Source organism: Actinokineospora sp., assembly GCF_052390155.1.
Lineage (GTDB): Bacteria > Actinomycetota > Actinomycetes > Mycobacteriales > Pseudonocardiaceae > Actinokineospora.
Genome location: NZ_JBQTHF010000098.1, coordinates 1 through 11150, shown reverse-complemented (window position 1 = coordinate 11150; position 11150 = coordinate 1). Strand labels below are relative to the sequence as shown.

Below are 11150 nucleotides of genomic sequence, written 5' to 3'. Positions count from 1 at the left end.
GTGAAGAACTCGAACGCGTGAGTGCCCTGGAAACCCCGGTGAGATAGAGCTTGCCACCCCACTAGCTGCAATGAGCGACGACGCTGACCGAATGGAGGTGTTACCGCTGGAAAGCGACGCTTCGGTGGGGCGAGGAGTCAGGCTTTCTTGGTCTCCCAGAAAATCTTGTCGATCTCGCCGATCAGGTCGAGCAGGGCCTGGCCGGTGGCCGGGTCCATCGAGCCCTTGGTGCCGCCCGCGCCCGCGGCCTTGGTGGCGCGGTTGAACAGGTCGTGCAGCTCGGGGTACTTCTCGAAGTGCGGCGGCTTGAAGTAGTCGGTCCACAGGACCCACAGGTGGTGCTTGACCAGCTCGCTGCGCTCTTCGGCGACCAGGACGGCGCGCGTACGGAACTCGGCGTCGTCGTTGTCCTGGTACTTCTGCTGGACAGCCTTCACCGACTCCGCTTCGATACGGGCCTGGGCCGGATCGTAGACACCGCACGGGAGGTCGCAGTGCGCGGTGGCCTCCAGTCGCGGGGTGAGAAAGCGCGACAACAGTCGCATTGTTCCTCCATGGCAAAACGGGGATGCTCCGACGAATCGACCCTACTCCGGGCGCGCCGGACCGGCTGGTGGAGGTGATCGTTTGGGACCGCTGGGCAGGCTGCCCGGCCGCCGGGTGCGGGTGCGGGGGGCGTCGATGGCTCCGACCCTGTCCGACGGCGACACCGTGTTCGCCGCGCGCGGTGCGCCTGCCGCGGGTGACGTGGTGCTGGTGACCTGGATGTCGCGCCCGGGCAGGCTCTCGGTCAAGCGCGCCGTGCGCCTGGAGCCGGGCGGCTGGCATGTGTGCGGCGACAACCGGTCCGCGTCGACGGACTCGCGGGAGTTGGGGCCCGCCGAGGTGCACGCGGTGATCCGCTGGCGGCTGTGGCCGCGGCCGGGCAGGCTGCGCTAGCTGGTGCGCTGCTTCGCGTACCGCGCCAGGCAGTCCGCGTACCGGGGGAGCAGCCCCGCGGCGAGCGCCTCGGCCAGGCTGGGGGCCGCGGCGTCCTTCTCCGACAACACCGGCTCGACCTCGTCGGCCCAGGGCAGCCCGAGCGCCGGGTCGCGCGGGTCGATGCCGTGCTCGGCGCTGGGGTTGTACGGGGTGGAGCACAGGTAGGAGATCACCGTGTCGTCCTCCAGCGCCACGAACCCGTGGCCGATTCCCTCCGGCACATACACCGCGCGGAAGTCGACCGGGTCGAGCCGGACGGAGTCCCACACCCCGAACGTCGGCGAGCCCACCCGGATGTCGACGACGACGTCGAGCAGCGCGCCCTGCGGGCAGTAGACGTACTTCGCCTGCCCGGGCGGCACGTCGGCGAAGTGCAGGCCGCGCAACGACCCCCGGCGCGACAGGCTGTGGTTGGTCTGGGCGACCACGAACGCGTGGCCGACGGTCTTGACGAACGCCTCGCCCTGGAACGGCGAGACGAACACACCCCGGTTGTCGTGGAACTTGCGGGGGGTGAACTCGAACGCGTCGGGGACGTTCAGCTCTCTTACGTGCATGGCACCCGAGCGTAGTGACCCCGGGCGCGGATCCGCCCGTGACCGCGTGCAAACCGGACGGACGTCTTGGGAAACACCTTCTGACGTGCGGAAATAGGGGTCCGGTATGTGATCCCTACCGCAGACAGCCGACGGCGTCCCTGCCACACTGTGCAGACCGCAGCGTCCGTGCTCGCCGCCCGCACCCTGGGCGATGGGCCGAAACCTTGACAGCCGTGCCACGACCCGTGCCGGACACCGGGCGAGACCAGCCCCGTGTCAGGACTCCGAGTTACCGTCCGGCTACCCGCGCTGTGCTCGCCGGTTCGAGCACAGCGCGCGATCGTGAGGAGGACGCCCATGACCGCAGTGAACGAAGTGCAGGCCACGACCGATCGGACGATGAACGTGAGCGAAACCCTGGCGCCAGGCCCGGTCACCGATGAGGAGATCTTCCGCGCGCACGAGGGCGGCAAGCTCGGCATCGAGGTGACCAAGCCGATCGTCGACGCCAGGGCGCTGGCCGTCGTCTACACCCCCGGCGTGGCGAAGGTGAGCCGCGCGATCGCCGAGGACGCCTCCCTCGCCGCGCGCTACACCTGGGCGGCCCGGCTGGTCGCGGTCGTCTCCGACGGCACCGCGGTGCTCGGCCTCGGCGACATCGGCGCCAGCGCGTCGCTGCCGGTCATGGAGGGCAAGGCGGCGCTGTTCAAGACCTTCGCCGGGCTCGACTCGATCCCGCTGGTGCTCGACACCACGAACGTGGACGAGATCGTCGAGACCCTGGTGCGGCTGCGGCCCTCGTTCGGCGCGGTGAACCTGGAGGACGTCTCCGCGCCGCGCTGCTTCGAACTGGAGGCCCGGCTCATCGAGGCGCTGGACTGCCCGGTCATGCACGACGACCAGCACGGCACCGCGATCGTGCTGCTCGCCGCGCTGCGCGGGGCGAACACGGTGCTCGCCAAGAACATCGCCGACCAGCGGATCGTCATCGCGGGCGCGGGCGCGGCTGGCGTGGCCTGCGCGAAGATCCTGATCGCCGCGGGCGCGGGCGACGTGACGCTGCTCGACTCGCGCGGCATCATCCACGCGGGCCGCGACCACCTGAACCCGATCAAGGAGCAGATGGCCGAGGTCACCAACTCCGGGGGGCTGCGCGGCGGCCAGGCCGAGGCGCTCGCGGGTGCGGACGTGTTCGTCGGGCTGTCGGCGGGCACGGTGCCCGAGGAACTGGTCGCCACCATGGCGAAGGACTCGATCGTCTTCGCGCTGTCGAACCCGGACCCGGAGATCCACCCCGAGGTGGCCGCCAAGTACGCCGCGATCGTGGCCACCGGCCGCAGCGACTTCCCGAACCAGATCAACAACGTGCTCGCCTTCCCGGGCATCTTCCGCGGCGCGCTCGACTCCGGCGCCCGGCGGATCACCGAGCGGATGAAGCTCGCCGCGGCCGACGCGATCGCGGCGGTGGCCGAGGACGACCTGGCCGTCGACAAGATCGTTCCGAGCGCGCTCGACCCCCGGGTCGCGCCCGAGGTCGCGGCGGCGGTGGCACGGGCGGCCAAGGAGGACGGGGTAGCCTGAGGCCCGGCGGGATGCTCGGCAGCGGTGCCCCACCCGCCCAGTCGAGGGTGGAGGGATCGCGCCGTGGCCGAGCATGTCGTGCGCACCGGGCTGCCGACCGGTGCTTTCGACGTGGACACGGGCCGGATCCTGGACCCTGACCTGGGCGAACAGGACGTGGTCGACTACGACGACGAGCCGGGCGCCGAGCGGGGCCTGTTACTGGAGGCCCAGCGGATAGCCCGTATGGGCAGTTGGACCGTCGACGTCTGCAGCGGCCAGGCCTACCTGTCCGACGGCCTGCGCAGGCTCTGCGGGCTGCCCGCGGGCAGCGCCATGGGCGACCTGATCGCCCTGGTCCACCCCGAGGACGGGCCGCTGCTGGACGACTTCGGCGCCCGGCTGCGCAGGCAGCGCTCGTCGCAGCCGATCGAGCTGGAGGTCCGCGACGGCACCGGCGAGCGCACCTACCTGGTGCGCGCCCGCACCGAGCGGGACGTGACGGGCAGGATCGCCAGGATGCACGGCACGGTGCAGGACTTCACCAAGTTCAGCGCGCTGCAACGCCAGCTCAGCCAGGACGGCAGGCTCTTCCGCGAGGCGCAGCGCGTCGCCCGGCTGGGCACCTGGGAGTGGAACACCGAGACCAACGAGTGCCTGTGGTCCTCGATGCTCTACGAGCTGGGCGGCGTCGAGCCGGGCGCCAAGATCACCTACGCCGACTACATGCAGCTCGTGCACCCGGACGACCGGGGCTGGGTCGACCAGCGGTGGCAGGAGCTGGCGACCCTGCGCAGGCCGGTGGAGTGCGAGCACCGCGTCATCCGCCCCGACGGCAAGCGCCGGGTGTTCCGTATCCGGGGCGAGGCCGCGGGCACCGACAGCGAGCTGGCGGTGATGATCGGCACCGCGCAGGACGTCACCGAGCAGCGCTCCACCGAGACCCGCATGCAGCGCTCCAGCAAGCGATTCACCGACCTGGTGGCGATCACCCCGGTCGGCATCGCGCTGTTCGACGACGCCGAGCGGCTCGTCGACGCCAACGACGCGCTGTGCTCGCTGCTCGGCATGGAACTCGACCGGCTGCGTGGCACCACGGCCGAACAGCTCACCCACCCCGACGACCGCGACAGCAGGCGCGGCCGCGAGTCGCACTCGTTCCACAGTGGACAGCGGGTGCTGATCACGGCGGCGGGCAAGCCGGTGTACTGCGAGCTGAACGCCACCGTGTCGGTCGCCGACGACGGCCAGCGGTTCTGGCTGGTGGTCTTCGCCGACGTCACCGACCGCAGGCGCGCCGCCGAGCGGCTGCGCTACCAGGCCACCCACGACGAGCTGACCGGACTGCCCGGCCGCGCGGCGGTCAAGGAACTGCTGGGCAAGCTGCTCGGCGGGCGCGACTTCGAGCGCATCGCGCTGCTGTTCTGCGATGTGGACAACTTCAAGCGGGTCAACGACTCCCTCGGCCACGACGTCGGCGACGAGCTGATCACCGCGCTGGCCCGGCGGATGGAGCGGGGCCTGCCGCCGAGCTGCACCGTGGCCCGCATGTCGGGCGACGAGTACGTGGTCATCTGCTCCGATGTCGAGGAGGCGGGCGGCGTCGAGGCGCTGGCCAACCAGGTGGCGAGCCTGCTGCGCACGGCAGTGCCGGTGCGGGGGCAGCTCCTGCGGGTGTCGGCGTGCATCGGCGCGGCGGTGCCCAGCGGCCCGGAAACCAGCGGCGCCGACCTGCTCCGCTACGCCGACGCGGCGATGTTCGCGGCCAAGGCGCGCGGCACCGGCCGCGTCTCGCTGGCGAGCGACGCCCTCATCGCGTCGGCCAACAGCCAGATGCTGCTGGAGGGCCAACTCCGCGAGGCCATCGCGTGCGACCAACTCGTCCTGCACTACCAGCCCGTGGTCGGCCCGGACGGCTCGGTGCTCTCCGCCGAGGCCCTGGTCCGGTGGCCGCACCCGGAACGCGGCCTACTCCTGCCCGGCGACTTCCTGCCCGTCGCCGAGCAGGGCGACCTCCTGGGCGAACTGGACCGCTGGGTCCTGCGCGCCGCGCTCACCGAGGCGGCGGAATGGCCGCAGATGACCGGCAGCATCCTCGGCGCGGGCGTCGGCATCGCGGTCAACCTGGCAGGCCTGGTCCCCGGCGACCCGGAGTTCGTCGAATGCGTGGTGAACACTGTCGCCGCGACGGGCATCTCGTGGGACCGGGTCATCCTGGAACTGGTCGAGACCAGCCTCATCGATCTGCCGTCGCGCAGCCGCGAGGCGATGGCCGAACTAGTCGAGCGCGGCGTCCGCTTCGCCGTCGACGACTTCGGCACCGGCTATTCGTCACTCGCCCGGCTCAAGGAATTGCCCGCCCAGATCATCAAGATCGACCGCCGCTTCGTCTCCGGCGTCGCCACCGACGCCTCCGACTTCGCCGTTGCCCGCGCCCTGGTCGACATGGCCCGCGCGATGGGCCGAAGCTGCGTCGCCGAGGGCGTCGAAAACGCCACCCAATTCCACGTCCTGCGCGGCGTGGGCGTGGACGCCTACCAGGGCTGGCTGATGTCGCGCCCCCTCCCCGCACGGGACTTCCGAGAGCTCCTCAAGCTAGGCCCCGTCCTCATCCCCAGCGGCGCCTGAGCCCAGCCCACCCCAGAATCCCCACCCGCCCTGGGGGCCTGCCCTGCTCCAGTCTATCGGTGGTGGCGGGTGAATGGGGTGGGGTGGGAATTCCTGTGGATGGTTGGGCGCCTTGTGGACAAGTCGCGGGTTGTTAGGCGGGTGAACTCGCGGCTTCCAGCACAGCGCGCAGTCGGTGTCGAGGCAGGTCGATCAGGCGTAGGTCCAGGTCCCCGGCGTCAGTCACCAGCGCGGCCACCCGCTCCCGAGCTTCCCGCTTCGTCACCGCACCGTCCGACGCGCGGATCAGGGCCTCCCGCCACACGTTGCCCAGCTTCCCGTGGGCGTGGTCCAACAGCTCCGCCGCGACCCCGTCCCCCGGAACCGGCTCCGCGACCACCACCGCGTGCTTGCCGTCCGGGGTACTCCGGTGGAAGGTCAGTCGGTACTTCGCGGCCACCAGGTCGCGCAGTGCCTGCTGCCCCCGCTGGTCGGTGATGTCCGGGTGGTTGTTGCCCACCAGCGCCGCCACCCGCACCCGCGGCCCCGCGACCAGGGTCCGCGCCAGCCACGGCCCCGGGTCGGCCATCAGGTCGTACGCCACCGGCCCCGACGCCCGCACCGGCGCCGACCAACCCGGCCCGAGCAGTACCGCACCCGACTGGGCGAGCCGCAGGAGGGCGGCGATGGCGCCGGGGTCGGTGCCGCCCGATTCGACCGACTGCGGGCCGTGGGTGTAGATCCCGGTGCGGACCGTCGCTTCGGCGAGCTTCGGCGACCGCCCGGTCGGCTGGAGCACGTACAGGTCGCTCGCGCTGCCCACGGCCTGCGCGCCCAGGTACCGGTTGAACGCGGGCAGCACCGCCTCGAACACCAGCCCGAGCCGCAGGATTTCCTGCTGCACCTTGAGGCCGAGCGCGGGATTGCGCTCGCTGTAGCCGTATGCGACCACCACGCGGCCGTCGGCGGCGCGAAGTCCTTCGACGCCGCGGGCGAGGAACAGCCGCATCCCCTCGGGGGTGTACGGCGGGTCGGTGAACACGAGGTCGGCCGAGCCGACCGCGGCGGGCGGCAGACCGAACCGGAAATCGGCGTGCAGGCAGCGGATGTCGAGGCCCCGCTCGCGCGCGGTGTGGTCGATGTAGGCCAGCAGGCTGTCGTCCAAGTCCACGACCACTGCCGACAGTCCCGGGCGTAGCGTGCAGGCGGCGAGCGCGGTCAGGTCGTGGTCGCCCACGCACAGCAGCCGCGCGCCGCGCAGGTCGTAGGTGTCGTCGAGCCAGCGGGCGCGCCGCAACATGGTGTCCACGTCGGCCTGGACGTGGTCGAGCGCGCGCAGCGGCAGGGGGACGTCCGCGAGGTACTTCTCGAACAGCGGCCGCAGGTCGGCGTCGTCGGGCGGGGGCGGGAGTTCGGCCAGCGGCAGGTACTCGGCCACCCGCGACGGCGCGATCCGCCAGGTCGGGCCGTCCCGCTCGGCGTCGCAGGCGGCGAGCAGGTCCTCGACGGTGCGCCGCGGCACGGCGGCGGTCCGCACCAGCTCGTCCAGCGGACGCCAACCGGTGCACAGCAGGGCGATCAGCGCGCGCAGCGGTCGGGTGTGCACACTGCGCTCGGCGAGGAACGCGTTCAGGGAGTCGGCCACAACCCGGAGAGCGTACGGAAGCCGCCGTTCGGACTATCCGGCGGTGAGACGATGGTCGCTCCGAGCGGTCACATCGTGGAACACGCTGCCGCTGTCAGCCATTCGGGTTAGGGTCGGCCGATCAACGGCTGGCAAGGAGCCGTCTCGACCCAAGGGGCCTCGGGTGATCGAGTTCCAGGCCGTCACCAAGCGCTACGACGATGGCACGGTGGCAGTGGACTCTCTCGACCTGGCAATCGACGACGGACAGATCACTGTCTTCGTCGGACCGTCGGGCTGTGGCAAGACCACGTCACTGCGGATGATCAACAGAATGATCGACGCCACCTCCGGCTCGATCCTGCTGGACGGCATGGATGTGCGGGCGCAGCACCCCGCGCTGCTGCGCCGCGGCATCGGCTACGTCATCCAGCACGCCGGACTTTTCCCGCACCGCACCGTGCTCGACAACGTCGCCACCGTTCCAGTCCTCACTGGAGCGTCGCGGCGCGCTGCCCGCAGACGCGCGGCCGAACTGCTGGAAACCGTGGGACTGCCCGCCGAACTGGGCAGACGGTACCCGGCGCAGCTCTCCGGCGGACAGCAGCAGCGCGTGGGCGTGGCCCGCGCGCTCGCCGCCGATCCGCCGGTACTACTGATGGACGAGCCGTTCAGCGCGGTCGATCCCGTGGTCCGCGACGACCTGCAGGACGAACTGCTGCGCCTGCAGTCCGAATTGGACAAGACGATCGTGTTCGTCACCCACGACATCGACGAGGCGATCAAGCTCGGCGACAAGGTGGCGGTGCTGCGGGTCGGCGGCAGACTCGCGCAGTACGACACCCCGGCGGCGTTGTTGGCCAAGCCGATCGACGACTTCGTGTCCTCGTTCGTCGGCCGCGACCGCGGCTACCGGGCGCTCGGATTCCTTTCCGCGCACGGCATCCCGGTCGGTCCGGTGGCGAGCGTGCCGGTCGGCTCGCCGGTCGAGCAGGCCCGCGGTCTGCTCGACAACGGCTGGGCGGTCGTGGTCGATGCGGAGAATCGGCCGCTCGGCTGGGTTTCCGACCGCGCACTGTCCACTGTGGACGAAGTGCGTGCGGAAGACCTGATCTCCGGCGGCTCACTGTACCAAGTGGACGCCGAGTCGGCGGGCACCGCGGGCTCGCTGCGCAACGCGCTCGACTCCGCGCTGAGTTCCCCCGCGGCGCTGGGCATCGCGGTCGACGCGAACGGCGCCGTGGTCGGCGGGGTCACCGCGGACACCGTCCTCAGGGCGCTGGCCGACGCCCGCCGCTCCGGTGAGGTGCCGACGTGACCTGGGTCCTCGACCACCTCGACGATCTGTTCTCGGTGAGCCTTGACCACCTGTGGCTCGCGCTGGTTCCGGTGCTCGCCGGGCTGATCCTCTCGCTGCCGCTGGGCTGGGCGGCGAGCCGCTGGCGGCTCGCCCGGCTGATTCTGGTGCCCGCCGCGGGTCTGCTCTACACCATCCCGTCGCTGGCGCTGTTCGTGATGATGCCGCTGATCCTCGGCACCCAGATCCTCGACCCGATCAACGTCCAGGTGGCGCTCACGGTCTACACCGTCGCGCTGCTGGTGCGGTCCGTCGCCGACGCGCTGGCCGCCGTGCCGGTCTCGGTGACCGCGGCGGCGACGGCGATGGGCTACCGCGCGGCGGGCCGGTTCTTCGCCGTGGAACTGCCGCTGGCGGTGCCGGTGCTGGTCGCCGGCCTGCGGGTGGCGGCGGTGTCGAACATCAGCCTGGTCAGTGTCGGCGCGCTGATCGGCGTCGGCGGTCTCGGCGCGTTCCTCACCGAAGGCTTCCAGCGCACCAACTATTCGGAGATCGTGGCAGGCATCGTGCTGATCCTGGTGCTGGCGCTGATCGTGGACGCGCTGCTCGCGATCGCGGGCAGGCTGCTCACGCCGTGGGTGAAGGCCGGTGAGCGGGTGTGAACGTCTTCGACCAGCTCGTCTCCTGGCTGAGCGACCCGGACAACTGGACGACCACCCTGGGCACGCCGGGCATCCCGCAGCGGCTGGTCGAACACCTGCAGTACACGGTGGTCGCGGTGCTGATCGCCGCGCTCGTCGCGATCCCGCTCGGTGCCTACATAGGACACACCGGCAAGGGCGGCACGGTCATCGTGGGCATCGTCAACTCGTTCCGGGCGCTGCCGGAGCTGGGTCTGCTGATCCTGCTGGTGCTGACCATGGGCGTGCTGCTCGCGGTGGAGGCGCTGACGATCGCGCTGGTGCTGATCGCGATCCCGCCGCTGCTGGCGGGCACCTACGCGGGCGTGCGCAACGTCGAACCGGCCATTGTGGACGCCGCGCGCGGGATGGGTATGCGGGAAAAGGAGATCCTGCTGCGCGTCGAGCTGCCGAACGCGCTGCCGCTGATCTTCGGCGCGGTGCGGGCGGCCACCCTGCAGGTGATCGCCACCGCGAGCATCGCGGCTTTCGTCTCTCTCGGCGGGCTCGGCCGGTTCGTCATCGACGGCTACGCCTTTCGGGAGTTCGACCAGATGGCGGGCGGCGCGGTGCTGATCGCCGGGCTGGCCATCACGGTGGAACTGGTCCTCGCGGGCGTGCAGTGGCTGGTGGTGTCGCCGGGTTTGCGCGGCACCCGCACCCGCTCCCGCAAGCGGGCGACCCGACTTCGGATCGACACGACAACGGAAGTGACAACATGAGGAGTCCCTCGATGAAGCGCGTACTCGCCGGTGCGGCGACCGCCATGGCGGCTGCGCTGACCCTGACGGCGTGCGGGGGGTCGTCGGACCCGCTGGCCAACCAGCCCTCCGGCGGTGCCACCGGCACGCCCGCGCCGACGGGCACCATCGCCATCGGCTCGGCCAACTTCCCGGAGAACGCGCTGCTCGCCGAGATCTACGCGAGCGCGTTGGAAGCCAAGGGCGTCAAGGTCACCAAGAAGCTCAACATCGGCAGCCGCGAGACCTACTTCCCCGGTCTGCAGGACGGTTCGATCGACCTGATCCCGGAGTACACCGGGGTGCTGCTGGTGCACGTGAACAAGCAGGCCAAGGAAACCGCGCCGGACGAGGTGTACGCCGCGCTGCAGAAGGCGCTGCCCGCCAACCTGACCGTGCTGGACAAGTCCGCCGCCGAGAACAAGGACGCGGTGGTGGTCACCAAGGAGTCCGCGGACCGGCTCGGCCTCAAGTCCATTGAGGACCTCGCGAAGAAGGGCGGCGACGTCGTCTTCGGCGGCCCGCCCGAGTTCCAGAAGCGCACCGACGGACTGCCCGGCCTGAAAGAGGACTACGGCCTGGAGGTCAAGGAGTTCAAGTCCCTCGACGTCGGCGGCCCGCTGACAGTGGACGCGCTCAAGTCCGGTCTGGTGCTGGCCGCCGACCTGTTCACCACCGACCCGGCGATCACCGCGAACAACTTCGTGGTGCTGGAGGACCCCAAGTCGACCTTCGCCGCGCAGAACGTGGTGCCGCTGGTCAATAAGAGCAAGGTGGACGACACGGTCAAGCAGGTGCTCAACGCGATCTCCGCGAAGCTGACCACCCAGACGCTGATCGACCTGAACACCAAGCTGAATGCCCCGGACAAGCCGGACACCGCCAAGGTGGCCAAGGAGTGGCTGGCCTCGGTCGGCCTCTGACCGTCTACTGAGGACCGGACCCCGCACTGCCCACGCGGTGCGGGGTCCGGTCGTGCGCGTGGCCGCCGAAGCGGGTGCTCAGCGCGGCGGCCCCGCGTCGGGTCTGCTCGGCGAGTTAGGGCCACACGGTGCCGCACACGGCCCCGGTGGGGCCGGTGTGCCGGAACCTGGTGCTGATAGCGGCGATCGGGCGTCCGCC

Annotated in this window: 10 protein-coding genes; 7 read left to right on the top strand and 3 right to left on the bottom strand. The window is 70.9% G+C overall.

Annotated elements, in window-relative coordinates:
• Positions 1-137 precede the first annotated feature (137 nt).
• On the bottom strand, positions 138-545 hold the full coding sequence (gene sodN / locus ACT4N7_RS26605; RefSeq protein ID WP_444831599.1) for a superoxide dismutase, Ni: 408 nt from the start codon (positions 543-545) through the stop codon (positions 138-140).
• An 82-nt stretch (positions 546-627) separates the two neighbouring features.
• Between sodN and ACT4N7_RS26600 the strand changes: the two genes are divergently transcribed.
• On the top strand, positions 628-939 hold the full coding sequence (locus tag ACT4N7_RS26600) for a S26 family signal peptidase (RefSeq protein ID WP_444831598.1): 312 nt from the start codon (positions 628-630) through the stop codon (positions 937-939).
• Here the strand turns inward: ACT4N7_RS26600 and ACT4N7_RS26595 are convergent.
• Positions 936-1538 (bottom strand): dTDP-4-dehydrorhamnose 3,5-epimerase family protein, encoded by a 603-nt coding sequence (locus ACT4N7_RS26595; RefSeq protein ID WP_444831597.1) that lies wholly within the window; start codon positions 1536-1538, stop codon positions 936-938. The two genes, ACT4N7_RS26600 and ACT4N7_RS26595, sit on opposite strands and share 4 nt — an antisense overlap.
• Positions 1539-1919: 381 nt before the next feature.
• Between ACT4N7_RS26595 and ACT4N7_RS26590 the strand changes: the two genes are divergently transcribed.
• Both ACT4N7_RS26590 and ACT4N7_RS26585 read left to right on the top strand, forming a co-directional pair.
• Positions 1920-3101 carry an NAD(P)-dependent malic enzyme gene (locus ACT4N7_RS26590; protein WP_444831600.1) on the top strand — a complete coding sequence of 394 codons (1182 nt, stop codon included), beginning with the start codon at positions 1920-1922 and terminating at the stop codon, positions 3099-3101.
• Positions 3102-3164: 63 nt separating this feature from the next.
• Positions 3165-5708: a sensor domain-containing protein gene (locus tag ACT4N7_RS26585; RefSeq protein WP_444831596.1), complete on the top strand. Its 2544-nt coding sequence runs from the start codon at positions 3165-3167 to the stop codon at positions 5706-5708.
• A gap of 133 nt (positions 5709-5841) precedes the next feature.
• Here the strand turns inward: ACT4N7_RS26585 and ACT4N7_RS26580 are convergent, their stop codons facing one another.
• On the bottom strand, positions 5842-7332 hold the full coding sequence (locus ACT4N7_RS26580) for a bis-aminopropyl spermidine synthase family protein (protein ID WP_444831595.1): 1491 nt from the start codon (positions 7330-7332) through the stop codon (positions 5842-5844).
• Between the two features lie 163 nt (positions 7333-7495).
• Here ACT4N7_RS26580 and ACT4N7_RS26575 point away from each other — a divergent pair, with 163 nt between their 5' ends.
• From ACT4N7_RS26575 to ACT4N7_RS26560, 4 genes are read left to right on the top strand one after another with little or no spacing between them, the layout of a single operon-like run.
• Positions 7496-8629, top strand: coding sequence for an ATP-binding cassette domain-containing protein (locus ACT4N7_RS26575; protein WP_444831594.1), 1134 nt, complete (start codon positions 7496-7498; stop codon positions 8627-8629).
• Positions 8626-9270 carry an ABC transporter permease gene (locus tag ACT4N7_RS26570; protein WP_444831593.1) on the top strand — a complete coding sequence of 215 codons (645 nt, stop codon included), beginning with the start codon at positions 8626-8628 and terminating at the stop codon, positions 9268-9270. Before ACT4N7_RS26575 ends, ACT4N7_RS26570 begins: the two co-directional genes overlap by 4 nt.
• Positions 9267-10010, top strand: coding sequence for an ABC transporter permease (locus tag ACT4N7_RS26565; RefSeq protein WP_444831592.1), 744 nt, complete (start codon positions 9267-9269; stop codon positions 10008-10010). Before ACT4N7_RS26570 ends, ACT4N7_RS26565 begins: the two co-directional genes overlap by 4 nt.
• An 11-nt stretch (positions 10011-10021) precedes the next feature.
• A complete protein-coding gene (locus tag ACT4N7_RS26560; protein WP_444831591.1) occupies positions 10022-10951 on the top strand; it encodes an ABC transporter substrate-binding protein in 930 nt (309 codons plus the stop codon).
• Positions 10952-11150 lie beyond the last annotated feature (199 nt).

Bases quoted from the DNA above. Each gene is read 5' to 3' on its own strand.
- sodN (WP_444831599.1), bottom strand. From the start codon at position 545: ATGCGACTGTTGTCGCGCTTTCTCACCCCGCGACTGGAGGCCACCGCG.
- ACT4N7_RS26590 (WP_444831600.1), top strand. From the start codon at position 1,920: ATGAACGTGAGCGAAACCCTGGCGCCAGGCCCGGTCACCGATGAGGAG.
- ACT4N7_RS26560 (WP_444831591.1), top strand. From the start codon at position 10,022: ATGAAGCGCGTACTCGCCGGTGCGGCGACCGCCATGGCGGCTGCGCTG.
- ACT4N7_RS26595 (WP_444831597.1), bottom strand. From the start codon at position 1,538: ATGCACGTAAGAGAGCTGAACGTCCCCGACGCGTTCGAGTTCACCCCC.